We start from the raw sequence: 26,520 nt of genomic DNA on the forward strand, positions 1-26,520 counted from the left end.
AATACCTTATCGATTTATTAGTTCCTCTAGCGCCGCCAGTGTCCTCAATATCGCCTCGAACGCCGGCGCGTCGCCGAAGATCATTGGCATCATTTGACGATAATCCTGTTTCAAAGCATCCCGGCGAGATTCCGCAGGCAAGAGCCTGAGGCTGCCGGCCTGTGCGAGATCGTAGCGCGCCCATGTCGCCGCATAGAAAACCTGCTTATGCCGCACGACATCGGCCAGCAGGCCCATATCGGACAGCGCCTCGTCGCGAATGTCTGAATTCGCCATCATCGCCAGATCGTAATAATGCCGCGAATAGCGGGGCGGCAGCGGCTTTTCCGGGCTGCGGTAAAACTCGGCGTGAAGGATTGTCGCCTTTTCCCAGAAGGTACGCTTCGCCAGCAGCGCCTCAACGCGGATATCCGGCTCGTCGACCAAGTCGGGGAATTGGTCGGCGACAAAGGAGCGGATCGTGAAACTGCCATGCGGGACGAATTCGGCATGGGTGCCGAGTTCGAGCACGACACGTCCGGCGATGTAATCGTGCGTTGCGGCCGCGGCCGGATAGCGGAAGAGCACATTATCAGGCATACCCGGTTCGACCGATAACGTCCATTCTCCCTCCGGCCCAAGCACATCGGAGCACCGTGCGCGCAGCGCATCGATGAACTCCGTGCCGATATACGCGCGGCACACGGTCAACATTTCGCCCAGGATCGCCTCGCGCTTGGTGCGGGACAGGCCTGCCTGCCTAGGATCGCTATCGCCCGTGAAGCCGAGCGCCGCAAAATCGACGGCCAGATCGATGTCTTCCGAAAATCGCCTGATGACGCCAAAGACCTTCGACAGCGATGTGCCGCCCTTGAACAGGAGCCGGTCGCGAAACGCTTCCAGCGTAAAAAGCTGCTGCAGCACCCAGCAGACCCAGAAGTCTTTTTCGGCGATCGTATCCGTGACGCCCATGCGATTGGCGGTTTCCGCGAACAGGGCCTGCCGGTCCGCGCGGCTCATGGTCGCAATCTTGTTCATGCGTCCGCTTCTTCCGCCAGGGTCTTCGCCACGTCATAAATCCAGTCTGCGCCGAACTGCGTGTCACGCAAAAGCTTCTTCTTTTCAGCTGGCGTCAGGGTCGCGCGCAGTTTCTCGATCTCCGCCGGCCCCACCCCGTCCTTGCCGAGATAACGCAGCGCCTGGACGACGAGCGAAAACTTCTCGCCCGAGCCGGTCAGCGTTTTCGGTGTGGTGTATTTGAATAGAACCTTGCGCCCGCCGATCTGCACCTCGCGCTTCGGGCCGCTGCTCAGATAGACAAGCTTTGCCGGAACCTGCTGCGACAGGCCGAGCAGATTGGCCGCCCACGCTCCTTCCGGGACGATCTTCCAGCGTTGCCGCCGCGCAATTGCCTGTGCAGCATTGTGAATGTCGGGGGATAGAACAGCGCCGAGCGCCGCATTGAATTTCGGCAACTCGTACAGGCCGCGCCCGATTCGGCGCACCGTGCCGGCTTTTGCGAGTTCCGCTAGCAGGACATCGACCGTCGTCCGGCTAGCCAGATCGAGCAAATCCTTCGCCGAGAAGACGCTACCATCCGGTAATCTCTTCAATCGCCTAAGTATTTTATGGCGCGGCATTTCCATGGATTTTTTAGCCTCTTTTACTTAAGAAAAAATATACCTTTTTTTCTTAATAATTCAAAGCGATGAGCGAAGGGTGTTGCTTGACTAATTATCTGGCACACCTTCTGTGCTAATTATTTGGCACACAAGGCTGGGCCTGCGGCTTCTCATTAGGCTTGGCCGATTACCCAGATTCTCTCGTTTCAGGAATTGATCCTTCAGAAGCCACCTTGCGTACCTGTGCTCAGATTATGGGTGGATGCTAGCTTTACATTTCACGGTCGATGCCGCCAAGCTGTCCATCGACGCCTTCCACTCCTGCAGCAAAGCACGTGTCAACGGCCGTCCAGCCGCAAAGCGAACAGATCGCTGCCGCCCGGCGTCTGGTTGCTGAAGCCAGACGGAACGGGCTGATCGGTGCCGAAGAGGCGACGAGCTGGCGACTGGGCGATTTGGTCGGTCGTCGAGCAATCTGCAAAGAAGATCGGGATCGAGCACTTCGGCGCCCACGATCTGCGCCGGACCTGCGCCAAGCCTTTGCAAGTCCAAGGCGTCGAATAGGCTGTAGCACCTATCAGCGAAACGCTACCTGTAAGCGTTTCGCATCGCTTCTCTGCCTGGAATCTATTCGACCCGGGTCAGTCGAATAGGTAAATGTCAGCCCATTCCAGCGCCTCAAAGGGAATCTGTACATTTTCGGCGATGTCGACGAAACGCTTCATGGATGAGGATCCCGATCGGCGTCCGCTCCGTCGCCCTCGCGCGATAACCAGCGGTCATAGTCTTTGGGGTGAAGGCAAGTTTGATGCTAATGATCCCGTCAGGGCTGGGCTGACGGCGGCTGAAGTCTCAGCCTAACGGAACTCCGTGTGCAGAAGGGTTGTCATACTGCAGGCAGGGGAGCGACCGGATATGCCGGCTGCTCTTCCTGTGGTGCGAGCTCCTGACTGTGGTGATCATGTCGACGGCCTTCTGAGCGGCTGCCGCTGCCTGCAGGATAAGGCGGCTATCACCTTGCAGGGTCCCGTCAGAATTCGGACAACAGAGCACGCTAAGAAAATTGCGTGTCAATAACATCAATAACTTACAAGAAGAAACATTGCACACCGGTACGACAAGCGACGCGTCCCACTAAGTGGTTTGTTTTCTGTATCTATTGACCGTTACCGTACTTTATCGTCCGAATTCTGAAACGACCCCGAGTTGTGAGACGAGAGTCTGTTCATGTCTCGCGTGTTACTGTCAGTGCGTCCTTATCGTGGCGCATGGCAATAAACTTGGTATGCCTCAACCTTTCGACTGAAGTCCATTCTAGAAACTCAATCTGAGCAACGGCTATCGGCTTCAACCATATAACCTGTGACATCTTCTCTCTGGTCAGGCCCTCTCCCCACTGACCCGCACTGCGTTCTGGAAGATTACAGAATGGCCACCCGCGTCGCAACGGCGACCCCTGGTAACGCAGGTCCCGCACCAGCCATAACCGCGAACGGATCAGTGGTGCGAGGGCTCGCATGCTCAATCGAAACGAACGCGTCGATCTGCGGGGGATGGTCTAAGCCGCTCATAGATTTAACAAAATCCAAATATGTTGAACGAACGTTTCTGCGTATTTCCTGTTCCATGCATGGAGTAAGCCGCCCGTGACTCGCGAGGTCGCGGCTGGGTGCTATCTTCATCTGTGATATGCCAACCCTCATCAGAATGTCTCTTATCGTCGCCACTGTAATGGCCGTTGCCCTATCTGCTGTCGCGCAACAGGCTGAGCCTCAGATGAAGCATCAGGATACGGAGGTCTACGCGCCGGTACCTCCAGCTGTGACACCCGGAAAGAACGACGGCGATCCACCGTCCGACGCCATCATTCTCTTCGATGGCAAAAATCAGGACGAGTGGGTAAGCGCGGAGGACCACACCCCCGCGAAATGGATTGTGATTGATGGCACGCTGAAGGTAAGCAAGGAGCACGGCGTCGGCAATATCGAAACCAAGAAGACCTTCAAGGATTACCAGCTGCACATCGATTGGAAGATCCCGACGACAATCGAAGGCTCGGACCAGGCACGCGGAAACAGCGGTGTCTTCCTCGCTTCCCTGGGGCCGGGAGACGCAGGCTATGAGCTACAGGTGCTCGACAACTACAACAACAAGACCTACGTGAACGGGCAGGTCGGCTCAATCTACAAACAGGCAATTCCGCTGGCAACGCCTTCGCGCAAGCCTGGCGAGTGGCAGACCTACGATATCGTCTGGACCGCCCCACGATTCAACGAGAATGGCTCGGTGAAGACCCCGGCCTACGCGACGGTCTTCTTCAACGGGGTACTGGTCGAGAACCACTTCGAGCTGAAGGGGCAGACGCTCTACGTCGGCAAGCCGTTCTACAAGGCGTATGACAAGGCGCCGATCAAGCTGCAGGCGCACGGCGACAAGAGCGAGCCGATCAGCTTCCGTAATATCTGGGTGCGCGAGCTGACTTTCGATCCGTCGTACATGCTGAAGTAGCCTGCACATTAAGCAAAGGAAAAGCCCGCGCATCGTTCAACTGGGCGGGCTTTTCTTATTTAGGTCAAGCTTTCGGCGGACGGTGATCGCCAACACGACCGCAGCCGAAGCCACAGTCCGTCGGCCCGAAAGTACTTCCGTCAAAACCTCAATACGCTTCAGATCGCGCTCGCTCATCGATATCCATCCCTTCCTTAGAACCTGACAGTTCTAACGGGCGGGACCATGACATTTCTAATGGGCGGCTACAAGTCGTGTTGCTGTAAAGCGTAAGTGTCGTCAGCGATGCAAAGCTGAAATGTCATCATAATCGGTCGTCGTCGTCGTGCGGTGGGAATGTGTGAAATCGTCGACACTGACGATTTCCAAGGGCTGTGGGAAGAGCGGGGAGACCGGACAGTCTTATCGTCCGGTCTCCACGCTTTCCGTCAGCCCGTCATTTCCACCGCGGGGGGCGCCACGATTTTTGCTTTGTAATCGGGCCCGTAAAGCTGTCGGCCTCGCTTCTGATATCCAAGCTTCTCGCTGTTGGTCCTTATCTTCGGTTGATGCTTCACATCCTGCTGCGCCTTGACCACAGCGAGGGCATGGCCGAGGCGTTTGTTCTCGACGACGGCTGTATGGCTTACCCGCTGGTCCTTGCTGTGGCTGTCGCGCAAGCAGCGCCGAAGCTTTCACCAGCCGCGGCTGAGACGTGAGTCCTATGGCGAGTTGATCCAGATCGACGGCAGTGATCACCGATGGTTCGAGCAGCGCGGCGAGCCCTGCACGCTGCTGGTCTTCATCGATGACGCAACCAGCAAGCTGATGCAGCTACGCTTTGTGCCCAGCGAGAGCACGGACTCCTACTTCAGTGCTTTGCAGGGCTATTTGAACGATCACGGCTGCCCTGTCGCTTTTTACTCGGACAAGCACACTGTCTTCCGCGTGAACCGACCAGACGCGATGGGAGGATCCGGGATGACGCAGTTCGGTCGTGCGCTGGCAGAGCTCAACATTGAGATCCTCTGCGCTAACTCCAGCCAGGCGAAGGGCCGGGTTGAGCGGGCTAACCGCACTCTTCAGGACCGGCTAGTCAAGGAATGCGACTAGCCGGCATTTGCGATATGGCAGCTGGCAACCTCTTCCTTCCGTCGTTCGTCGAGCACTTCAACGAACGCTTCGCCTTGCCTGCACAGAAGACTGAGAACCTTCACCGTGCACTGCATGTCAAAGCGACTCAACTCACCGATATCTTGTGCCATCGTGAGCAGCGGCACGTCAGTCAGCAGCTCACGATGGCTTACGATCGCAAGCAGATCATCCTAGAACGTAGCGAGATATCGGAGAAGCTGGCGGGGCAGTATGTCGAGATCTATGACTTCATCGACCAGCCCCTGGAGGTTCGATGGAAAGGTCACCTACTTCCCTATCGCGTCTTCAGCAAAGACCAGCGCGTAAGCCACACCGCTGTCGTAGAGAACAAACGCCTCGGCCACGCACTCGCAACGGTGAAAGCGCAGCAGGACATCAAGCATGTACCGAAGGTGATGACTAACAGCGCAAAGGGCGGATACAAGAAGAACCCTCGTCGGCTTTACGGGCCGGATTACAAACCGAAAATCGCGGCGGCGCCCGCGGTGGAAATGACGGCCTGATGGAAAGCATGGAAGACCGACGATGAAGCTGCCGGTCTCCCACCCTTCCCACAGTCCTTGGAAATCACCAAGTGCGGTGATTTCACACATTCCCACCCGCACGACGACGACTACGCATTATGATGACAATCTAGCTTTGCAGAAACGACGACGCTTTAGCTTTGCAGCAACACGCATTGTACGCGCAAAGTAGAAATGTCCGGTTTCTGCAAAGTTGAAATGTCCTACTCTCGCCCGATAGAAATGTCCCAAGTACTCTCCTAGGTCTGGCCTGGGAGACGGACGACTATGGGATGGGTGCTGATGAGCGAATGCGACGTAAGGCGCATCGAGGTCTTGACAGAAGTTGCTTTCTGGCCGGCGGACTGGACCAGATGGCTCACTCCGCTAGGTTTGGGCTTACAACCCCTACTCGCATCGCAAAGCCACCATCGGATCGACCCGCGCAGCCGAACGCGCCGGAATCAGCGTAGCCATCAGCGCAACCGCTATCAGCACCAGCGTTACCGCGACAAAGCTCAAAGGATCGCGCGACCCAACTTCATAGAGCAGGCTCCCAAGGACCCGCGACACCGTCAGCGCAGCGACCAGCCCCACACCAGTTCCCCACAGGATCAGCCGCAAACTTCGCCCACAAACTAGCCACAGGATCCCACTTCGCGTCGCCCCCAGAGCCATGCGCACACCAATCTCCTGAGTGCGCTGCGCCACCAGAAACGAGATCACCCCGTACAACCCAATCACCGCCAGCACGAGCCCGGTCATCGCAAAGAAGCCGACGAGAAGTGTTTGAAAGCGCGGCCCGTCCGCCAGCTTGCTCACTCTCTGCCGCATCGTCGCAATGTCCATTGACTGCGCGGGATCTATCGCCGCGGCCTGCGTCCGAATCCACGGCGACAGCGCTTCGGCCGGCAACGAACTGCGCAGAATCACCACCGCCGTCTGTCCCCAGTGCCCGCAACACTCCCAATCCTCCGCCTGATCGCGCCGCAATCGGTAATACTCGGGCAACTGCTCACCGGTGAGTCCTCCATTTTTCACATCCGCGGCTACGCCCACCACGGTGTACGACGCAGGATTTGCGTCACCACTGCCCATCTGCATTCGCTGTCCAAGCGCGTCCTGCCCCGGAAACAACCGCCCAGCCAGCTTGTTGCTCAGGATCACAAAGTGTTCCTTGGAACCCCGCTCCGCATCGGTGAAACTCTCACCTCGCACGATCGGAATATTCAAAGTCCGAAAGTAGTCCGGCGAAACTCGCCGGAACGTCACCAGCTCTCCGCTGGCTTCATGCGGACGTGGCCGTCCCTTCACCACAATGTCCTCAATGCGCTGTCCGCCAAGTTGAAAGTTCTCCGGCGGCACGGAATCGCTCAACGCAACGTCACTCACGCCCGGCCCAAACCGCAGCCTCTTTTCCAACTCTTGAAAGAACACCATCCTTCTTTGTGGAGTGCCGTAGTTGTATGACCCCAGCGTCACGCTGACGGTCAAAATACGATCGGCCCGAATGCCCAGCTGCTCATGCTCCAGTTTCCAAAAACTTCGCACCAGCAGCATCGCCCCCGTCAGCAACACCATGCTCGCCGCGATCTGGGCCACAACCAACCATTGCCGCAACGAAGCCCTTGTGGCATTACGACCTGACCGCCCCACCAGCATCTCCGAGCTAGGCTTCTCAAATGCAGGGGCTAATCCAAACAGCAGCCCGCAAAGCACCGAAACCAGGACCGCAAAGCCGACAATCCGCAGATCCAGATGCACCTGACTTAAATAAGGAACATTCGCCGGCGCAATCGCCACAAACAGCCGCAGCAACCCTTCCGCCAGCAGACAGCCCGCCCCCGCACCGCTCAATGCCAGCAGCATCGCCTCCGTCAACGCCTGCGCCACTAGCCGCCCACGGCTCGCGCCCAGTACCGAGCGCACCGCCAACTCCCGTCTCCTGGCCGCGCCGCGCGCCATCAGCAAACTCGCTACATTGGCGCAGGCAATCAGCAGCACCGCCAGCACCGCGCCAAACAACACCCACGCCGTCACGCGCACGTCCTGCATCTGCTTGTCCCGCAAAGACCGTACCATCAGATGCATCTGCTTGCGGATATCCGCCGGAATCTGCTTCAGCGACGCTTGAAACAGTGGCTCCATCTCCTGCTGCGCCTGCTCCACCGTCACGCCCGTTTTCAGTCGCGCAAAGATGCGCCTGGGACTGCCATAACCTCCGTTCGCCTTGCGATCCGCAACGTCATCCATCTGGAACGGATAGAGCACATCCGCATTCTCCAGGCGTGGCATCTCGAAATCCTTCGGCAGCACCCCAACCACCTGCACCGGCTGCCCATCGATGTTAATCGTTTTGTTCAGAATCCCTTGATCCAGAGCGAACCGGTTCAGCCACAATCCGTAAGAGATCAGTGCCACATTCGGCCCACCCGCCCGACTCTCTTCCGGCAGAAAATTCCGCCCCAGCACCGGCGAAACTCCCAGAGTCGGCAGCAGATTCCCCTCCACCGATTCGCAACTCAATTGCGCCGGGCTTCGCTCCGTCAGATCGCACTCCGACGGGCCGGTAGACTCTGAGGTCACAGCGTCAAAGGGCCTTTGATTAGCGCGCCAGTCGGAATAGAAATTGCCCATCACGAACTCCTGCGTCTCCAGCGAATGTACAATCCCCAGTGATACCAGCCGGTCCGCATGTGCATACGGCAGCGAGCGAAACAAGATGCGGTCCACCACGCTGAAGACCGCAGTCGTCGCCCCAATTCCCAGCATCAGCGTCAAGATCACCGTCACTGTAAACACTGGGCTCCGACGGAACCCACGCAGCGCATAACGCACATCCTGCCCCAGCATCTCCAGCCGATACCCAGGCCGCGCGGCGTAAGCCTGTTCGCGCGCCGGTTCCACGCCGCCAAACGCAATCCGAGCCTGCCGTCGCGCTTCCCTAGCATCCATGCCGGCAGCCACATTCGCACGCGCCTGCTCCTCCAGATGAAAGGCCAGCTCCGCATCCAGATCACTCGGCGCTTTGCGAAGAATCAAAAAGCGCAACCGCGTCAGCCATTCCCTCAACATAAGTCGCTCCTACGCCCCCTTCAGGACCAGCGCAATCGCACCCGCAATGCGATCCCAGTTCTCGAGTTCCGCATCCAACTGTTTCTTCCCCGTCCGCGTCAGCGAGTAGTACTTGGCTTTGCGATTGTTATCCGAAGCGCCCCACTCCGCCTTGATCAATCCCTTGTACTCCAGCCGATGGAGCGCCGGATAAAGCGATCCCTGCCCAATCTGAAGCGCTTCTTTCGAAACCTGCTGGATGCGTAGTGCAATCCCCCACCCATGCATCGGCTCCAAATCCAGCGTCTTCAAAATCAACAAATCCAGTGTTCCTTGCAACAAATCAGTAGACGTAGCCATGTTCCCTCGAATCTTGACAGGACCGATTCAACAAAAGCATGAGCCTTACTCCTGTCGAATGTCAAGGGGGAAGCATACCCGTTGCTCCTCAGCGCACCCGGGCGGAAGAGAGGCGGCCAATACACGATGACCTCCGCCAAATTGCGCCTAGCCATGACCGCGATGGGCCAACAACAGACGGTGGGCAGCGAGCTTTGCATAGAGTTAGGCGTCACTCGCCAGACCCTTTACCTTCATATTGGACCAGATGGCTCACTCCGCGAGGATGGAAAAAGCGTGCAAGAGGATTTTGCGGAAGTGACGAAGTGGTCGGTAGTTTGCAAGGAAACCCACAAATTTCTACATCGTGGAAGGATGAACCAAGGTAGGACTACTCGTAGCGTAGGGCTTCCATAGGGCTAACCTTGGAGGCTCGGCGGGCTGGGAGGTAACCGGCGGTGAGAGCAACGACAAGGAGTACGGCGATGGCGATGGCGAGGTTATTGGGTTCGGTGGGTTTGAGACCATAGAGCATGGTGGCGACAAGCCGTCCCGCGGCGAGGGAGATGACGGTGCCGATACCGATGCCGAGGACGACAAGCCGAACGATCTCGCGCATGACCATCCAGCGCACACTCGACCGTGCGGCGCCGAGAGCCATGCGGATGCCGATCTCGTTGGTGCGACGGCTAACAATGTAGCTCATCAGGCCATAGATACCGATGGCGGAGAGAAAGACGGCGAGCAGGCCGAAGAACGCAGAAAGCTCGGCGACGAGGCGCTGATTGGTGATAGTGCGATCGACGACGGCGTCGAGCGTGGTGATGCGGCTGATGGGAAGTGTGCGGTTGATGGAGTGGATGGCCTGCTGCACGGCGGTGGAGACGGCATTGAAGTCGCCCGTATAGCGCACTCCGAGGCCATCGTAGATCGAGGGGTGCTGCGGATTGGGGATGTAGTCGATGTACTGCTGCGGCTCGTCGAGGCCGCTGAACTTGACATCCTTGACGACCCCGATGACCTCGACATCTTCCTCAGGGTTAGGATCTTTTCTGACGAAGTAGTGGCGGCCGATGGGGTTGACGCCTGCGGGAAAGAGGTCGCGCGCAACACTCTCGCTGATGATGGCTACCTTGTGCGAGGCGGCGGTATCCTCCGTGCCGAAGGTGCGACCGGCGAGAAGCGGGATCTGCATCGTGCGAAAAAAATCGTTGCCGATGATGTTGTGTTTGACGAAGATGTGGTCGTTGTAGGGGGCGCCGGGAACGTTGATGTTTTCGCTCCACGTACCCTGCGCGAAGAAGAAGGAAGCGAAGCTGGCGGACTGTACGCCGGGGACCGCTGCGACCTTCTGCTCGATCTGCTGGAACATGGCGATCAGGCGTGGGTCTTCGCCTTTGTGGCCGGTGACGGTGGGGTCGATGTCGAGGCGAAGCACACCCTGGCGGTTGAAGCCGGTATCGACCTTCGTAAGGTTGACGAGACTGCGCAAGAACACCACGGCGGCGACCGTGAGAACCAGCGAGATAGCGACCTGGGTGACGACGAGGGTCTTGCCGAGCGGGCTGCGGGTGGCGGCGTTGGAGGAGACGCGCCCGTCCTTGAGGGCCTCGGTGACCTCGATGCGCGAGGCCCGGAGCGCGGGGAGGATGCCGAAGAGAACCGCGGTGCTGATGGTGGCGGCAAGAGTAAAGAGAAGCAGGCGAAGATCGAGCGAGACGTCGAGCCGTATGAGATCCGCGTTGGGCCCGCCCGAGATCATACGCAGCAGAAAACGGTCGGCGACGACGGCGACGACGATGCCGAGGAGGCCTCCGGTAAGGGCAAGCAGCAGGCTTTCGGTAAGAAGCTGACGGATGAGGCGCAGGCGTTGAGCGCCGAGGGCCTGGCGAACGGCAAACTCGCGCGCTCGGGTCGTGGAGCGGGCGAGCAGAAGGTTCGCGATGTTTGCGCAGGCGATCAGCAGCACCAGCGCGGTAACGCCCATCAGGATCTTGAGTGGGTCGGAGAACCTGTGGCGCAGGGCGGAGAGGCCGGTCTTCAGTGAGGTAAGCTTCACGTGTGCGGCCTCCAGATGCCGAAGATTGTAGGCATCAAGCTTAGCGTCGGAGAAGCCGCGGATGATCTGCTGGTAGAGGACGTTGGTGTTAGCCTCGGCCTGCTCGCGTGAGACGCCGGGCTTCAGTCGCGCGAGGATCAGGTTCGACTGGCTGAAGTTGTCCTTGTAGCCCGTAAAATGCAAGGGCATGGCGTTCATCATCGACATGGGAGCCCATAGGTCGGGCGTATGACCGACGAAGATTCCAAAGAAGCCGGGCGGAGCCACCCCCACAATGTCGAAGGTAGTGTCGCCGATCTTGACCGTGTGTTTGAGGATATCGGGGTCGCCGGAGAAGACCGTCTGCCACCAGTTGTGACTGATGACGACGACCGGATGATCGCCTTCGCTGTTGTCGTCGGCATCTGTAAACAGGCGGCCGATCGCCGGCTCGACGCCCAGTGTGCTGAAAAAAGTTCCGGAGACCAGATCGGCCGCGATCGGCTGCATCTGGTCGCGGCGGTCGATGGTTCCGTGAACATCGGGGTTGTAGCTGAAGAGGGTGGCAACCTCAGAGAAGACCTGCTGCTTCTGCTGAAACTGCCGGTAAAAGGGGTAGGAATAGAGGTCGGTGGAACCATAGCGACTGGTCTGCCCCAGTTGTCCTCCTTCTCCAAGCACCACGAGTTGCGATGAGTTTCTGACGGGCAGCGAGCGCAGCAGCACGGCGTTGAGAAAACTGAAGATCGCGGTGTTGGCGCCGATACCGAGAGCGAGCGAGAGCAACGCGACCGCGGTCAGGCCGGGGGAGCGCAGCATGGAGCGCACGCCGTAGGTGACGTCCTGCGCGAAGCCTTCGAGCCAGCCCCAGCCCCAGGTGTTATGGCTGTTCTCGCGGAGCACGGTCGCGTTGCCGAAACTGCGATGCGCCTCGCGATGCGCTGCATCGGCCGCAAGACCCGCATCGACATTCTTCTGTTCACGCAGCTCAATGTGAAGACGCATCTCCTCTTCGAGCTCGGCGTTGAAGCGGCCACGATGGAGAAGCATGCGAATGCGGCGAAGAAGCTGGTTCATGGTGTCCCCCCCCGTTGCTCTGCTGCGTATTGCGATCAGCCAACCTCGACGACGCGGGCGATGGCGCCATAGATGCGATCGAAGTGTGAAAGCTCCTGCGTGAGCTGTTTGCGGCCGGCGGCGGTGAGGCGGTAATAGCGAGCGCGGCGATTGCCGGCAGTAACCCCCCACTCGTCGGAGACCCAGCCTTTGAGAAGCATGCGCTGGAGCGCGGGGTAGAGGGAGCCTTCTTCGACGCTGATGACGTCATCGGATGCATGGAGGATGGACTCTGCCACCTCGTAGCCGTGCATCTCGCCATGACGGGCGAGGGTCTTGAGGATGAGGAGATCGAGGGTGCCGGGTGGAATCTCGTTTGGCTTCAACCGTGACCTTTCGCAGTTATGGCACAGACAACCTTTGCCAGCAAGTATTACTAGCATAGACAGACTATGTCAATAAATCTTCAACAACGATGAACTGCAATAGGGGACATCTACTACCTGCGTCGGTAATGTTATGGCGGCTTCTCGGTAGCAAAGCCCACAGCGAATGAAAACTTTCCGCGTTCTGGGCGGATGGAAATGTGGAAATCGCCAAAGAACGGCGATTCCGCACATTTCCACCGCACGACGACTACGGGTGTTTATACTGACATTTCTAATGAGTCAGATATCCTGACATTTCTATCGGGCGCCAACATCCTGTATTAGCGCCGGATAGAAATGTCCTACTCTCGCCCGATAGAAATGTCCGATTACCCTTTCAAGGCTAGGGCCTTGGGGGCGGACGACTATGGGTTGGGTGCGGATGAGCGAACGTGACGTACGACGCATTGAGGTTTTGACGGAAGTACTTTCGGGCCGACGGACTGTGGCTTCGGCTGCGGTCGTGTTGGCGATCACCGTCCGGCAGGTCAACCGTCTGCTGATCCGGTTTCGTGAGGACGGTGGCGGTGGGCTGATCCACAAGGGCCGAGGCAAGTCTTCGAACCACCGCCTGTGCGATGGCATTCGCGGGTACGCGCTTTTGTTTTAGGAAGCAGAGTCGTTGGACAACAGCAATGTTGGTCAGCGCGATTGTTCATCGTGGAGTGATCGATGCATTTACGGTTTGAATCTCTAATTGCTCATCTTCGTCCGCCGAGGTTATGGTTTCAAATGTCACCAACCCGTGATCCAATTTCGGTTGAATAAGAACACCATTCTGCCGAAATACTAGCCGCCCCGATTTGTGAACGTGGAGTAGATGTTCTATGCCTGCGAGATCAAGCGTCAAACGACCGACACCCGCCGAACGTGATCGCATCCACAAAGTGACACTGGTCTGCTGAAGTTTGATTCGGAGGCTCCCGTCGGCACGAAGGAATGTTGCGGTGAAGCCATCATTCGAGGAGACTTTTAATTCCTCAGCCACCAAGTGCGCAGTCCATGACCGGTCAATGTATGGAAATCTTAGGGCCACATTCTTCAGCGTGGGTGGTCGATTGTTGGAGAACCCAATCGATCCATCTCTACCCAACTCCAGTCCGAAAATTCCACGAAGGACCGTTTCAACACCCGCAACGCCAGCGATGATATTCGCACGGCCAGCAGTGATTCGCCCCCCGAACGGAGCGGCGGCTGGAACCCGGAAGGTGTAACTGTCATTAGCAATTCCCTGGGGATAAACGGCCATGTGATCCGGCCACCAAAATATCTTTTCAAGTGTGTGCCATCCCTCTGGTATGAATCCTGCCATGAAAAGATCCGCACTCAACTGGGGTCCATCGCCGGCATAACTCATCGCTCCGGCCCAATCATGATCGTTGTAATCGAAGAGACGATCTCTAACGGACATCGATCGTATACCCCACGGAGCTACAAATTCATCGACGTTCAAATGTGCAATGAGTCTCTTAGCTCGATCCGCAGGAACCAGTCCAGGAACACGGAGTAAATCAAAGATCTGGATTGAATAGACTGGCACAATCGATCCATCTCGCTGTCTCGTGCCGTACCAACCCACATCTTCAAGCCACAAAATATTATTCAGGGCCTCGGTAACCTTCTTTGCCATCGCGCGAAAGTGGATAATTTTCTCCCGATATAGTCGCGGATCTGCCTGTTCCATGAGGTCGGCAACCGTTTGATAGGCATAGACACGCTCACCGTTTGGACTAGGAACTTCGTTGCAGTAACCCGGTCCGTTCCCTGTCTTCTTTAGTTCAAGCAGGTTGTGATCATCTCCATAGTCCAAAAGACCGTTGCCATCCGGATCTTTTTCTTTCTCGCCCCATTCGGCGAGCGCGATCATCCACTCCAACACGGTCTTTCCTCGGACCTGTTCCTGAAGAAGAGTACGATCTCCGGTGATAGACAAATACTGATCCACGGCGTTGATATATGCGTAGGAGTTATATGCATAGTACGTTCCTATGCCTCTCCCGTGAATGGGTTCGATCGAAAAGTGCTCTGTCAATGGAGCTGCAGGCAGGGCAGTAAGAAGATTCCTGAACGAATGCGGGTCCAAGAGCGAAAATGCCAGCGCCCCGTACTGAATGTCCCAGGCGTAAGTATTCATTGCTCCCGAATCAAGACCCGAGGTCGGATACCAAGGATCAAGAAGAAATGTGTTCCCAACCTTCCATCGGTCGTAAAGTAATTGCGCGGCTGCGTGACGGTAGAATTTAACAAGCTGAGGCGACGATGAGCTGATGGCAGGTAATTTTTTGAACCATTGTTCGAGAGATAACTGAGCATCCTCGTGGGCTTGTGAAATCGTAGCGATTGGATCACCAGCCAGATCATTCGCTTCGCGAAGAGCTTTCTGCTTTTCAGTTGCAACTACGACAACGATCGATATGCTTTCCTCACGGTTGGAGGCTACAGTGATACGAGTGGATAGAAGGGTCGCATGTTTCGCCACGCCGGGTTGATCCAGGTTACTGCCCGCTCCCGATATAAAAGCCGTTGTCGCATGCGAGAGAGAATTAAAACTTTGTATGGACGCGCCTCTCACTGCGATTGCGACCGTGCCGCTGCTATTGCCGTAAACGACAGCATCTTTTGCTTGCATCACTACAGGTGTATCGATATCTCTTTTGAAAGCAGCGTTCCAATTCCATTCCAGAGGCGCCGTAATACTCGGCTCCTGAACACTAACGATATCGAAGTGGCCATTTTTTTTGGATCGATTTCTAATAGCCACCTTGATTACGTAACCCTGATGTCGCGAAAGTGCGACGATCTTCGTTCGAAGCGAAAAGGGCCGTCCTTGTGTTTCCGTTGCCCACGACCCGGGCTCCCATACACTCTTCTCTTTGGCTGTTTTCCGGAATCCATTGAACGGTTCACCGTCAAAGAGAGTAGCACCTGTACTTGCATCCCTCACTCCGATCTTTTGGTGCATAACAACGGTTAAAGGAGGAGCGGTGAAACGGTCGACTCCCGATTCCGTAGGAATGGCGGAAATTGACCCGCTAAAGATAAGCGTATTGCTACTGTCGATCTCCGGAATGATCTGATCGCCATCCAGTCGGAAATCAGATAATTTAGGGCGATAGCGTTCTATATTTCCAGTCTCGTTTACATCTCCGTAAGCGCCAGGCGTCGAGGCAAATACGAAGTGAACGCATATCAAAGCAAGAACTAAGCGTATTCGACTGAGCACAAAAAGCGTTCTCCGAGTCCTTTTTACTGGCTGTCCATTCGATAACCGCCATAGCTGCGCTAGAACGCCAACTTGAGGGCCAGTTGAACTCTCCGCGGACCGCCCCGAAGCGAAGTGATCGTAGCGAAGGTTGATGTATTTAGAAAATTATTTGCGGCGGGTTGTCCGAGTTGAGCGTTGTTCGTTACGTTGAACGATTCGGCGCGGAATTGCAGTCGAAGCTCTCTGGGTAAGATAAAGTCCTTGAAAAAAGACGCGTCCATATCGAAGTAACCTGGTCCAATCGCCTGATTGGGTTTCGCTCCTAGAGGCGAGTAGTCACTCTGTCCAATTGCGGTCGCTAGAGGTGGGTTCATGAACGCGCTTGCGTTCAGCCAATGACTCTGTGTCCGTCCGCCTGCGTAAATATCGGCTCCAGGTTTGACTAAGGCAAAACAACCAAAGCATGTATCGAAGATCCGGGCGCAGTTTCCGGAGAGTGTGCGCGCTGAACTGGAACATTATGAGAACGCTAATAAGACAGACGATCCTGCATATCAGAAACTGCTCTTCGAGAAACTGTATAAGGTCTTCATCTGCCGACTCGATCCCTGGCCTGATCCGCTGCAGCGCTGTTTGGATGGATGGAATCAACATGTCTATAACGTGCTGCAGGGACGAAGTGAATTCGAAGCCACTGGCCGCATGAAAGGTTGGGATCGTTGGGCCGATCTGCCGAAGATCAAGGTTCGAACCCTGACCATGGGTGCACGCTACGACGAGATGGATCCGGAAGACATGCGAAAGATGGCAACACTGGTAGCGCATGGACAATCGTGGATCTCCGAGACCGGTAGCCACTTCGCAATGTATGACGATCAGCAGAACTACTTCCGTGCGTTGCTTACTTTCTTACTAGGCTAAATCCGGATTGTGAAAGATCCGCAACCACTTGCAATGTGCACGGCTCCGGGCAAAATCAAGTTCAAGACGCGTCGACAAGATATCGCAACCGTAGGTTTAGAGCACGTTTTGTGTCACAGAACTCCCACTATCTGTGGCGCAACATGCCCTCTACTCCTTTGCTGTCAAGGGTTGATATCGGGTTATGTGTCAGCCTACGTCGTCGAGATCCAGCTCCCACCTGTGGCTGTTATTTTTGGGATTGTCTGCGACCTCGCAAATCGCCTTGGGTGATCCTTGTAATGTACTTCTGACTCCTGCGTCGTTTTGCTATCTTGATCACATGGACTTATCCAACATCCTCAATGAGATAGACAAGCAGATTGCTCAGCTTCAGCAGGCAAAGGCACTCCTCACCGACTCCTCCGCACCCCGGAAGGTAGGACGCCCCGGGAAGGCCGTCACAGTGAAAGCCGCGGCCTCGGGCAGGAAGCCTCTCAGCGCCGAAGCCAAGGCGAGGATCGCAGCCGCGCAGAAAAAGCGTTGGGCAAAGGTAAAGAAGGCCGCTCCGGTCGTCGCTAAGAAGACCGCTCCATCGAAGAAGACACCTGCGAAAAAGGCGGCCGCGCCAGCGAAGGGCGTGGCGGTTAAGACTGCGTAGTCCCGTTCCTGTTACGCCACTGAGCTACACCGCCGTGATGAGAGCTTACGTGAAGTTAGCAGGATTCCGCAGCCCCCTTCCTTAGATAGGAAGACGTGATTAGCCTTGCAATTTGGCTATCCTAACGCAGAGTAGTCGCCGAAAGATCCGTATCGGCGAAGGCACTCGACTGCTTTAGAAGAAGAGTTATTAAAGCTGGGCGCTGACGTGAATGCGCGGAATCACAACGGAGAGACGCCGATCTTCCCGATTATGGATGACAGAGTCATACCACTTTTTCTACAGCACGGTGCAGATCTTACTATTCGCAATAACCGAGGTGAGACGGTGATGGACGCGATAACGGGGCGAGGGCCTCGTTGGGACGAGGCTCTTCGCAAAGCGACTGCTGAGATAAAGCACCCACAGTAGCTTCTTTTTGAGGCTTGGTCTCGGAAACTTCTGACCTAGTCATTCCTGAATGTCTGCTTTTCGACGAACAGTTGGCGATAACAGGCGCTAATGCACTCATCGAACTCCGAGTGGTATGTAGCGTTCAGGATTACTCCTCATAAATGCGCTTGTGTTGACCGATCATTCCGGGGAGACGCGCCTGTGTCCAACCGCCTCAGGATAGAACTAGGGCACTTCTCCAGAACCTAAAGCGAGTGCACGAATCCGAATCGTTAACTGATATTGAGGTACACGAAAAACGGGGTCATCAGCAACTTCGTCCTACGAGTGCTGGATCCTCGCAGTTGCCGAAAAATGGGATGAGCAGGTCTCTTAGATCGGAGAGACTATTGCCATGAAAAGCCATCGCAACACCTCATCATCGCCGAAGTTCTATGCAGCATCACCAAGGTTGGGATGACGATCGGGATCGATCTTGGGGATGTGTGGGAGCCATTACTGCACGCTCAACGAGGATGGAGAAGTAGTTGACCGGGGGCGGTTTCGAACGACACCCTCGGGAGTCGAGAAGTGGTTTACCGATCTACCCAGGGCGCGAGTCGCGATGGAGACGGGAACGCACACGATATGGATCAGCGAACAGCTCCGGGAGCTGGGCCACGAAGTAATCGTGGCGAACGTGCGCGAGCTGCGGGCCATCTCGCGCAGTGATCGGAAAAGCGACAAGGTGGACGCCGAGAAGATCGCTCGCTAAGCACGGCTCGATCCGAAGATCCTGCGACCGATCTCCCATCGCACGGTTGCCCAACAGGAAGCCCTGACGTTGATCCGTGCCCGCAATCTGATCGTTCGTCTGCGGACGGCGGCGGTGAACTCGGTGCGCGGACTTGCCAAGCCCTGCGGCTACCGGCTTCCGACCTCATCGACACTGTGCTTCGCCAAGCGGTGCATGGCCGTGCTGCCGCCAGGTCTGGCTCTCGCACTCGGCCCAGTGCTCGAACAGATCGCCACCATGACGGTAAAGATCAAGCACTATGACCGTCTGATCCAGCAGCTGACGGAGACGGAGTACCCGGAGACGCAGGCGCTGATCAACGTCTATGGCGTCGGCCAACTCACGGCACTGACGTATGTTCTGACACTGGGCAGCAGGGAACGCTTCGAGCGAAGTTGCGATGTGGGCTGTTATCTCGGCCTGCGGCCGAGACGCAGCCAGTCCGGGGACCACGACCCACAACTCGGCATCACCGAGGCTGGCAATATCTACCTCAGGTCTCTGTTGGTCGAGTGCGTCAATCATGTCCTCGGCCCGCATAGAAGAGACTCGACCTTACGTCAATGGGGCCTGCATTCTCGCTTCGCGCGGAGGCAAACAGTCCCGTAATCGGGCCATCGTCGCCGTAGCCCGCAAGTTGGCAGTACTGCTTCATCGCATCTGGGTCACGCAAGAGCCATACATCCCGTTCTATGCAATAGCTGCCTGAGGATCCACATTATGCTCACCGTTGCTCAACCCCGCGTCCCGATGACTGCGTGTCGCGTTGGGCCTTCACAAGGCCGGCCGAAAACTGGCAGCATCGACTTCTCCTACTGACCCCAACCCGACACAGAGCCACGAACGGCTCACTCAAAGTGCGAATAGAAACACGGTGGAGAACAACAACGCGGAACAACCACAACAAACAACAGCAAAGGCCAAGACGCTATGAAGAAAAAAACAAAAAACACTTGACGCTAGTGACCTGCTCATAGAAACCAGACTTTTCGGGAGGTTCGAGGTCAACTTCCGCGAACCACTGTGCGGGATGCCGAATCAAGCAGCATCCTCGGGAGGGTTTGTTTCTGCAGCAGCCGCCGGTAGGATAAAGTGGAACGTCGCGCCACGCCCGCCGTCGCCGTTAGCCCACAACCGGCCGCCATGGGACTCTACGATGGAACGGCAGATGGCTAAACCCATCCCGCTACCCTGGGTCTTGGTGGTGAAGAAAGCAGAAAAGATCTGATCACCCTTGTCCGTTGGCAGTCCCACGCCTGTGTCACTGACCGAGAACAGCAGGTCAGAATTCTGGAGGTGCGACCTCACCGTAAGCTCTCCGCCCGAGTCCTTCATGGCCTCGATCCCATTAAGCATGAGGTTCATGAACACCTGCTGCAGCTGCACGCGGTCTGCCATGATTTTGGGCAGTTGAGCAGCAAGCTCCATGCGCACGGCAATCGAGTATCCCTTTGCCTCACCTTTCAGCAGCGTGAGCATTTCGCGAATGATTCCGTTCACGTCGACCAACTCACGTTGTGGGGGAGACTTCTTGTACAACGATCGCAGACGGTTGATGATTTCCGAGGCATGGGTGCCCGCCTCGATAATTCTTTCCGTCCCTTTGCGAACTTGCGTCAGATCGGGCGGATCGCGCTGAAGCCATCGCAAAGATGCCCTGGCATTATTGGTTGTGGCCGTGATGGGCTGTGCGAGATCGTGCGAGATAGAGGCGACCAGTTCTCCCAACCTGCTCACCCGATTGATATGTGCCAGATCGGCCTCGAGTTGGCGCAATTTCTCGCGCTCTTGTTCTGCACACTTGCGATCCTCAATGTCCGTGAGGGTTCCGTACCATTTAACAATGTGTCCATGCTGATCCCGAAGTGGTACACCACGCACCAGAAACCACCGATATTCCCCGTCTGCGGCGCGACGGAACCGGCCCTCGTCTTCGAAGACCTGTCCGGTTGCAATAGAGATGCGCCACTTCTCGGAATGGCGCACAATATCCTCGGGATGGATCGCACGCTGCCAACCTGCGCCTGAGGTCTCCTCGACAGAAAGCCCGGTGTATTCGGTCCAGCGTTTATTTACAAATGTGTTGGAGCCGTCAGACAAGGCAGTGAAAGTCATCGCCGGAATTGTTTCCACAACGTCCCGCAGTTTTTTCTCTTGACCCTTGAGATGATGGACGCGCCATCGATATATACCGGCCACCAGCAAGCCGATCGCAGCGAGGGCGCTCACTCGAAACCAGGTTGTTTCGTAAAAGTAAGGCTTCTGTGTGACGTCATAGACAATGCCGGCCTGATCCCATACTCCGTCGCTATTGGAAGCTCGCACATGGAAATGATGATTGCCGGGGGGAATACCGCTATAAACGGCGGTAGCACTTGAATCCGCGTCCAGCCATTCGCGGTCTACGCCATCCAGTCGGTATTGCAGTCGAACCGCTTCTGGCGATGCCAATTCGATAGTGTCGAAATGCAATTCCACGTGGTTTGTGCCGGCCGGCAAGATCAGTTCGCGGCCAGGTGCCTGGACGGTCTTGCCGATCACAATTCTCTCGATGAAGATGGCAGGTTTACGGTCAGTATGACGGAGCCGGGAGAATTCAAGCATTGCGACACCTTGCTCCGTTGCTACCCAAAGCCGGCCGTCTTTGGTGACGGCCATGTTCCGAAACCCGCCGCTGCATTGCGTGGAGTTCATCCCGTCCGCGCGGTTGAAGAGAGTGTACTCCGGAGGCGCGTCTCGTTCGTGCTCCCACTTCTGAAGGCTGTCCGGCATGGCCCGGTAGATGCCGTCTCCGCAAAACCACAGATTTTCCGGGGATTGGGCCATCCCTGTAATCCTGGGGGCGCCATTGAGCCGGACGACCCGATTTTCCTGAATGTGGAACGATGCCGCGGCGGGTCCAAATGCAAAGAGGTTTCCAAATCGATCCTCTCCAAACCCAAATCGTCCCGCCTCGGTGGGGAAGCTGTCGGCCGTCAAGACGGAGACGAAGCGGTCGTTCGTCAAGCGATCAATTCCCTTTGTCGTCACGACCCAGAGCACGCCCTGGCGATCCTCATAGGCAGACAGTACGTTGTTGCTCGAGAGCCCGTCGGCGGTAGTAAATCTGCGAACCTGCCCGTCCGCGACGCGGTCGAGCCCATCACTATAGGCAATCCACAGTGGACCCTTCCTGGCGGGCACAATGGCCGTGACAACGTGGTTCGTCAGCCTGTCCGGTGCTGTGACCTTAATGAAGTGTCCATTCCGGAAACGGGAGACGCCACCGCCGTGGATGCCCAGCAAAATATCATGGTTGCGATCTTCTGCAAGGGAAAATACACAGGAGTCGAAAGCATCTTTGTCCACGTATGTTTCGAAGCGGCGTCCATCGAACCGGGACAGACCGCCGCAATAGTTGGCGACCCACAGATTGCCGTCGCTGGCTGCTAACACTGCCATGGGCTTACCGGGCGGCAGACCGTCAGCAGCAGTGAACATTTTCACGGCTTGACTCTTTAGGCGAAAAAGTCCCCGGGTCCTCGTGCCTATCCACAAATCGCCGTCGCGGTCAGAAGTCAGATACTGGGCATTGGCATCAGACACGATCAGTTGCCGGCCGGTGGCGGTAGCCTGATACAAGTCGCCAGATTGAGCGAACCGGACATTGCCCTGCGGGTCTTCATACAGGTGGAAGACGACATTTGGGTCGCCATACCCGCCGTACGGCTTCAGTCGCTCAATCGAGTCGTCTCTCTCCCGCGCCACGCCCGCCGTCGTACCGTACCAAATCGTGCCTGTGTGATCTTCAATAACTTGAAAGATCCCATGCGGGACCACGCCCAATCGGGCCGGCAAGTCCGGATGCCGAATGATCTGCTTGCCATCCCATTCTACGAATCCTTTGGAAGTAATTACCAGAAGGTTACCGTTGGAGGCTTCCTCGATGCGGGAAGTCCACAACTCCGGAATGATCGTTGAAAACCTGCCGTGGTCGAAGCGGTAGAGCCCGGTGAGCGTACCCACCCAGAGATCGCCGTTCCGGCTGAAGTGAAGGCTTTGGACTGAATCGCCATCGCCGGAACCAGGATGATAAAGAGTGGCGACAGTGTGGCCCAGTTCACCGGAACCGCCACTCGAAATTCTTGCCAGGCCGCCTGGGGTGCCCACCCAAAGAGCGCCATCCGGCGCTTCCGCAAGCGCTCTTACAAGAATAGGCGAATCTTGTGGCAGAAACTTGATAGGCGTGAAGTGCCGCCCGTCAAAGCGGAGGAGCCCCTCCGCTGTGCCGATCCATAGAAAGCCATCTCGCGTTTGCAATATAACGTTCACCTCATTCGATAAAAGCCCATCTTCAACGGTGAAGTTTTTGCTAACGTAGCCGCTGGCAGGTTCTGGCAGGTCAAGCGCCCACGCCCGGTTGCCGATGCTAACGAGCAGCGCGACAAATACGCAGACTACCCTTACTGAGACGTGCAAAGGAAGCTTAGAGTGGGGCAGCTGTCGAACTTCGGCTACCATCGTACTTCCTCCAGTTCAGTCGTCTTCCCCCTGCACATCGCCGGCCAACACACAATGCGCGAAGCGTTGGCAGGAAGCCCGTCTTCAATGGTGAAATTCTTGCGGAGATAGCTGCTGACCGGCTGGCTCGGGTCAAGTGCAAGCCCACGGCACGTGGCGATCATGATGACGCCAGCACAAACCGCAGTTGACTGAAACTTGAGTTTTCGTTGCATACGGCGGTGATGGCCGACTTCTGGGATGCAGGGAAGCGGAACTCCGTGTTTCAATTCAGGCTTTGCAAGATCGTTCATATTACTAGGCCTCGCCCATCTCCTAGCTATGCTTGGACCGAAATCTTACCGCACTGAGACCCGGTGTGCACCTGCAACGAGGTTCGACCGCTGGCTTTCGAAGTGATCTAGTTGTGAAAAGGGTGCCAGACTTCACGTAACAACCTTAGGTGGCCCAGCAAGGAAATTCGGCGTAGATATTTGGTGCCGCATGTCAGCCCCGGGCCTGTGGTCAAGTATCGAGACAAAATCGGCGGTGAAATATTACATAAAGATGTGATGGAATAAACGGATTTCCAGGCGTTGTGCCGTGTGCATCATAGGAGCCTACCTGTCACAGCGAGCCAGTCCAATGCTCATTCTTGTAGCAGACGATAACGCCCTAAGCCGTGAACTTGTCAAAGCTGCTGGAAGGATCAGCCAGGTGGCGAAAAGTTCGGATTCCTGCAGATCTTTTGGTATCGCACACAGTCACTGACTTACACGCTCAGCGCCATCCAACTTTGGAATAAACCATAATGTGGCGCTAACGCTAATTTAGGAATTTGTACCGGCAAACGCTGTTGTCGTCACTCGGCCGAAAGTCTACAACTTGGACACTTGCCGGTTATACAGACATCTCTAACACCGTCTGCGGTGTCAAGGCGTTTTTCGAGCGCAGGACGGCATGAACTCCGAGGAGTTGCTTCGATAGCGCTTTGGTTGAAGAACTCATCATCGATGACGAAGGCTCGCATGTAATCTGTCGGTCCGACCCAAACATCTCTCCGATCGCACGTTCGACCATGATTACTTCTTCGAACTCCCTGGTGAGGGAGCGGGATGCCCAATCAAGTGGGCGGTGATTTACTTCACACCATGTCTGTAACCAGGCTCTACCGCGTGCGAACCGAACTTCAAACTCTGCTGATAGTCATATCCCTTCCTCCACATCCAGTAGAGGCTGATGGCTAGCCTGCGGGCCATCGCCACCTTGGCGATGCGCCGGTCGCGCTGCATGCTCAGATGGGCGTAGCGACGTCGCCAGTCGGAGTTCCAACGTACGGCAGCCTGGGCTGACTCAGCCAGCAGGTAACGTACCAGCGAACTGCCTTGCTTGGTGATGTGCCCCAGTCGCTGACGATTGGCGCTGGAGTCTTCACACGGAATGAGACCGAGATAGCTCCCGATCTGCTTGCCGCAGGCGAAGCGATCGGGAGACCCGATGACCAGCACGAAGGCCAGTGCTGTAATCGGTCCGACACCGGGATGGGTCATCAGCCGCAGTACCTCGGGCCGTTTGTGTGCCTCCTGCTCGATGGCGGTGGTGAGCTCAGCAATGGTCCCGCTTAATCGATCCACCAGTTCCAGCAGGTCCTGGCGGCGGCGGGTGGCCCATGGAGCCAGCAGCAATGACTCCAGTTGCTGACGTCCGGACTTGCTCCACAGCGCCTTCTTGCGTCGTACACCCTCGTTCATGGCCGTGGCCTGGATCTGGCTCATGGCCCGCGTGCGCATCTGCACCAGGCGATGCCGATGCCAGATCAACTGGCGTAGATCACGGTTCTCCGGACTCGGGACCCAGAGGCGCGGAAAGCGATCCTCCACCAGCAGCATAAGCAACAACAGGGCGTCATGCCGATCCGTCTTCTGCTTGCGTACCCGGGCCGCCTTGATCTCGGCCGCGTTTCCAATCCATAGCTCGAACTTCAACTCCGCCAGTAACCGTTCAAACCAGCGTGCATGTCCGGTAGCCTCGATCCCTACCCGCACGCTGACCTGTCTTCGTTCAAGAGCGCGATAGAAATGCTCTGCCTCTCCATCGCTGTGTTCAATCGCCGTTCACAAGTCTCGCCTGTCTCGGTATCGACATACGCTATCTGCTGAACGCTTGGGTGATAATCCACTCCTATGATGATCATGTTCGGCTCCTTCTCCCGAACCTTCGGTCGTCGATGCTCCAGAGTCTAACCGGCCCTGGAGCAGACAGTGTTATGAAATCAAGTAGTTCGGGTCAAGAAGATGCAACGACCAGCGAGCTCAATGAGTGAGTTACCCTGCTCTGCAGCCGCTGGGAACGCCATGCCACCAACTTTCTCGGAATTGTTCAACTCGGATGCACGTTGATTCTCTGAGACATCTATGAGACTACTTCTAGACCTTTTCTGCGTTTCTTGCGCAAGGCAACCGCGACGCTATCAGCAACGCGAGGCTGCAAAGTGACGACAGGACGACGGAAAAAGCGAGAGCCATGAAGACGGAGTGTCTTAGGGTTATCGAGCCTAACGCTGCACCAACAAACATCGCCACCACCGCTGCAATTCGCCGCTGCAAACGGGGATTGGTTCCGCGCGCCAGGGACGAATCCGCAGCAAGACCCGTAATGGTCAACGTCAGCACTGTCGTTGTCAGGTCTGGAATGGCTAACTTTCGTACGGCGGCATTTCTCATCCCCATCGCTATGGCAGTGAAAGCGATTATCGCGTAAAGCCGTAGGAAATGCGGAGATGAAACGACACTATAGCCAAGTGCGGCCAGAGTTGCCCCGACTAAGAAAACAACCTCCAATGCAAAAACCGAACTCGCCGCACGAAGCTGCACCACTGCGCTTGCGCCAGCCATGATGCGGCCGCCAACCGCGGCGCCTGCAAGAAACCCCAAGAGAGCAGTGGTTGAACGAGCCAGGGACACCTGAGGTACACCCGTACTCGCAAATGCAAGAAGAACGATGTTTCCAGTCATGTTTGCTGTGAATACGTGCCCGAGAGAAAGGAAGCTCACTGCATCGACAAGACCGGTAACGGCGGTCATCCCAAGCAGCGCATATGGGAGGATCGAGTCCGCAGTCAGCGCTTTCCACATAAATCAACACCTCTTCTCGTCAGACTAAAACTTGTAGCCGACCCATAGAGCCCAGGAATTGAGGTTCCGCCCTGGATGTGTCTCCTTCAAGAAGTTACCCGCATAGAAAATTCCGTAATCGGCCTGTGCCCAGATGTACGATCGACTTGCCATCGTGCCTCTATACCTGGCCGTTGGCTCACAAATCGAGCATTACTGTTTCCAGAAGCCCTAATCAGAGTCCCGGGTACGGAATAGACGCGGTCCTGAAGACTCTGTCGTCAATAGAAAATCCAATCGGTCGAGACAGTCACCCCATGCCCCCAATCCGTT

At 56.4% G+C, this 26,520-nt stretch carries 20 protein-coding genes and 1 pseudogene; 7 read left to right on the forward strand and 14 right to left on the reverse strand.

Annotated features, from left to right (window positions below):
- Positions 1-6: 6 nt before the first annotated feature.
- From BDD14_RS26780 to BDD14_RS34790, 3 genes are all read right to left on the reverse strand, one after another.
- Positions 7-1,017 (reverse strand): nucleotidyl transferase AbiEii/AbiGii toxin family protein, encoded by a 1,011-nt coding sequence (locus BDD14_RS26780; protein WP_130423933.1) that lies wholly within the window; start codon positions 1,015-1,017, stop codon positions 7-9.
- The gene (locus BDD14_RS26785) at positions 1,014-1,625 is read right to left on the reverse strand and encodes a DUF6088 family protein (protein WP_130423935.1); all 612 of its coding nucleotides are present in this window, start codon (positions 1,623-1,625) and stop codon (positions 1,014-1,016) included. The genes BDD14_RS26780 and BDD14_RS26785 overlap by 4 nt, the downstream gene beginning before the upstream one ends.
- Before the next feature lie 1,201 nt (positions 1,626-2,826).
- Positions 2,827-3,120, reverse strand: a complete 294-nt coding sequence (locus BDD14_RS34790; RefSeq protein ID WP_130423937.1) for an ATP dependent DNA ligase — start codon at positions 3,118-3,120, stop codon at positions 2,827-2,829.
- Between the two features lie 257 nt (positions 3,121-3,377).
- On the opposite strand from BDD14_RS34790, the gene BDD14_RS26795 reads away from it, so the two are divergent.
- Both BDD14_RS26795 and BDD14_RS26805 read left to right on the forward strand, forming a co-directional pair.
- Positions 3,378-4,109, forward strand: a complete 732-nt coding sequence (locus BDD14_RS26795) for a 3-keto-disaccharide hydrolase (RefSeq protein WP_242618314.1) — start codon at positions 3,378-3,380, stop codon at positions 4,107-4,109.
- 642 nt (positions 4,110-4,751) lie between these two features.
- Positions 4,752-5,683 (forward strand): annotated as a pseudogene (locus tag BDD14_RS26805) (ISNCY family transposase); the annotation flags it as partial.
- A gap of 471 nt (positions 5,684-6,154) precedes the next feature.
- On the opposite strand, the gene BDD14_RS26810 reads toward BDD14_RS26805, so the two are convergent.
- The 4 genes from BDD14_RS26810 to BDD14_RS26830 form a co-directional block, all read right to left on the reverse strand.
- Positions 6,155-8,821 (reverse strand): ABC transporter permease, encoded by a 2,667-nt coding sequence (locus BDD14_RS26810; RefSeq protein ID WP_130423941.1) that lies wholly within the window; start codon positions 8,819-8,821, stop codon positions 6,155-6,157.
- Positions 8,822-8,830: 9 nt separating this feature from the next.
- Positions 8,831-9,160 (reverse strand): PadR family transcriptional regulator, encoded by a 330-nt coding sequence (locus BDD14_RS26815; RefSeq protein ID WP_130423943.1) that lies wholly within the window; start codon positions 9,158-9,160, stop codon positions 8,831-8,833.
- A gap of 370 nt (positions 9,161-9,530) precedes the next feature.
- Positions 9,531-12,254, reverse strand: coding sequence for an ABC transporter permease (locus BDD14_RS26825; protein ID WP_130423945.1), 2,724 nt, complete (start codon positions 12,252-12,254; stop codon positions 9,531-9,533).
- Between the two features lie 35 nt (positions 12,255-12,289).
- Complete coding sequence (locus tag BDD14_RS26830; protein ID WP_242618315.1) at positions 12,290-12,619, reverse strand: PadR family transcriptional regulator; 330 nt, start codon at positions 12,617-12,619, stop codon at positions 12,290-12,292.
- A gap of 424 nt (positions 12,620-13,043) precedes the next feature.
- Here BDD14_RS26830 and BDD14_RS26835 point away from each other — a divergent pair, with 424 nt between their 5' ends.
- Positions 13,044-13,271, forward strand: coding sequence for a helix-turn-helix domain-containing protein (locus BDD14_RS26835; RefSeq protein ID WP_165420321.1), 228 nt, complete (start codon positions 13,044-13,046; stop codon positions 13,269-13,271).
- 45 nt (positions 13,272-13,316) lie between these two features.
- On the opposite strand, the gene BDD14_RS26840 is transcribed toward BDD14_RS26835, so the two are convergent.
- Positions 13,317-15,884 (reverse strand): glucosidase family protein, encoded by a 2,568-nt coding sequence (locus tag BDD14_RS26840; protein ID WP_130423951.1) that lies wholly within the window; start codon positions 15,882-15,884, stop codon positions 13,317-13,319.
- A gap of 59 nt (positions 15,885-15,943) precedes the next feature.
- The gene (locus BDD14_RS26845) at positions 15,944-16,342 is read right to left on the reverse strand and encodes an outer membrane beta-barrel protein (RefSeq protein WP_479724026.1); all 399 of its coding nucleotides are present in this window, start codon (positions 16,340-16,342) and stop codon (positions 15,944-15,946) included.
- On the opposite strand from BDD14_RS26845, the gene BDD14_RS26850 reads away from it, so the two are divergent.
- The 4 genes from BDD14_RS26850 to BDD14_RS26865 all read left to right on the forward strand — a co-directional run bounded on the left by BDD14_RS26850 (position 16,305) and on the right by BDD14_RS26865 (position 19,204).
- Positions 16,305-16,787, forward strand: coding sequence for an alpha/beta hydrolase family protein (locus BDD14_RS26850; RefSeq protein WP_207231903.1), 483 nt, complete (start codon positions 16,305-16,307; stop codon positions 16,785-16,787). The genes BDD14_RS26845 and BDD14_RS26850 overlap by 38 nt on opposite strands.
- Positions 16,788-17,109: 322 nt before the next feature.
- Entirely contained in the window at positions 17,110-17,427 is a 318-nt protein-coding gene (locus BDD14_RS26855; RefSeq protein ID WP_130423955.1) for a hypothetical protein, read from the forward strand.
- A gap of 874 nt (positions 17,428-18,301) precedes the next feature.
- Positions 18,302-18,574, forward strand: a complete 273-nt coding sequence (locus BDD14_RS26860; protein ID WP_130423957.1) for an IS110 family transposase — start codon at positions 18,302-18,304, stop codon at positions 18,572-18,574.
- A gap of 69 nt (positions 18,575-18,643) precedes the next feature.
- Positions 18,644-19,204 (forward strand): transposase, encoded by a 561-nt coding sequence (locus BDD14_RS26865; protein WP_130423959.1) that lies wholly within the window; start codon positions 18,644-18,646, stop codon positions 19,202-19,204.
- 429 nt (positions 19,205-19,633) lie between these two features.
- Here the strand turns inward: BDD14_RS26865 and BDD14_RS26870 are convergent, their stop codons facing one another.
- The 5 genes from BDD14_RS26870 to BDD14_RS33885 form a co-directional block, all read right to left on the reverse strand.
- The gene (locus BDD14_RS26870; protein ID WP_130423961.1) at positions 19,634-23,095 is read right to left on the reverse strand and encodes a two-component regulator propeller domain-containing protein; all 3,462 of its coding nucleotides are present in this window, start codon (positions 23,093-23,095) and stop codon (positions 19,634-19,636) included.
- On the reverse strand, positions 23,089-23,388 hold the full coding sequence (locus BDD14_RS26875) for a hypothetical protein (protein ID WP_130423963.1): 300 nt from the start codon (positions 23,386-23,388) through the stop codon (positions 23,089-23,091). Before BDD14_RS26875 ends, BDD14_RS26870 begins: the two co-directional genes overlap by 7 nt.
- Before the next feature lie 825 nt (positions 23,389-24,213).
- On the reverse strand, positions 24,214-25,182 hold the full coding sequence (locus tag BDD14_RS26880; protein ID WP_130423965.1) for an IS110 family RNA-guided transposase: 969 nt from the start codon (positions 25,180-25,182) through the stop codon (positions 24,214-24,216).
- Between the two features lie 318 nt (positions 25,183-25,500).
- The gene (locus BDD14_RS26885; protein ID WP_130423967.1) at positions 25,501-26,208 is read right to left on the reverse strand and encodes a YoaK family protein; all 708 of its coding nucleotides are present in this window, start codon (positions 26,206-26,208) and stop codon (positions 25,501-25,503) included.
- Positions 26,209-26,232: 24 nt separating this feature from the next.
- Positions 26,233-26,361: a hypothetical protein gene (locus BDD14_RS33885; RefSeq protein WP_278045542.1), complete on the reverse strand. Its 129-nt coding sequence runs from the start codon at positions 26,359-26,361 to the stop codon at positions 26,233-26,235.
- Positions 26,362-26,520: the final 159 nt, after the last annotated feature.

The organism is Edaphobacter modestus, from assembly GCF_004217555.1.
GTDB classification, from domain to species: Bacteria; Acidobacteriota; Terriglobia; order Terriglobales; family Acidobacteriaceae; genus Edaphobacter; species Edaphobacter modestus.

Coding starts and splice junctions, on each gene's coding strand:
- BDD14_RS26780 (WP_130423933.1), bottom strand. CDS start 1,017: ATGAACAAGATTGCGACCATGAGCCGCGCGGACCGGCAGGCCCTGTTC.
- BDD14_RS26785 (WP_130423935.1), bottom strand. CDS start 1,625: ATGGAAATGCCGCGCCATAAAATACTTAGGCGATTGAAGAGATTACCG.
- BDD14_RS34790 (WP_130423937.1), bottom strand. CDS start 3,120: ATGCGAGCCCTCGCACCACTGATCCGTTCGCGGTTATGGCTGGTGCGG.
- BDD14_RS26795 (WP_242618314.1), top strand. CDS start 3,378: ATGAAGCATCAGGATACGGAGGTCTACGCGCCGGTACCTCCAGCTGTG.
- BDD14_RS26810 (WP_130423941.1), bottom strand. CDS start 8,821: ATGTTGAGGGAATGGCTGACGCGGTTGCGCTTTTTGATTCTTCGCAAA.
- BDD14_RS26815 (WP_130423943.1), bottom strand. CDS start 9,160: ATGGCTACGTCTACTGATTTGTTGCAAGGAACACTGGATTTGTTGATT.
- BDD14_RS26825 (WP_130423945.1), bottom strand. CDS start 12,254: ATGAACCAGCTTCTTCGCCGCATTCGCATGCTTCTCCATCGTGGCCGC.
- BDD14_RS26835 (WP_165420321.1), top strand. CDS start 13,044: ATGAGCGAACGTGACGTACGACGCATTGAGGTTTTGACGGAAGTACTT.
- BDD14_RS26855 (WP_130423955.1), top strand. CDS start 17,110: ATGGACTTATCCAACATCCTCAATGAGATAGACAAGCAGATTGCTCAG.
- BDD14_RS26860 (WP_130423957.1), top strand. CDS start 18,302: ATGTGTGGGAGCCATTACTGCACGCTCAACGAGGATGGAGAAGTAGTT.
- BDD14_RS26870 (WP_130423961.1), bottom strand. CDS start 23,095: ATGGTAGCCGAAGTTCGACAGCTGCCCCACTCTAAGCTTCCTTTGCAC.
- BDD14_RS26875 (WP_130423963.1), bottom strand. CDS start 23,388: ATGAACGATCTTGCAAAGCCTGAATTGAAACACGGAGTTCCGCTTCCC.
- BDD14_RS26885 (WP_130423967.1), bottom strand. CDS start 26,208: ATGTGGAAAGCGCTGACTGCGGACTCGATCCTCCCATATGCGCTGCTT.
- BDD14_RS33885 (WP_278045542.1), bottom strand. CDS start 26,361: ATGGCAAGTCGATCGTACATCTGGGCACAGGCCGATTACGGAATTTTC.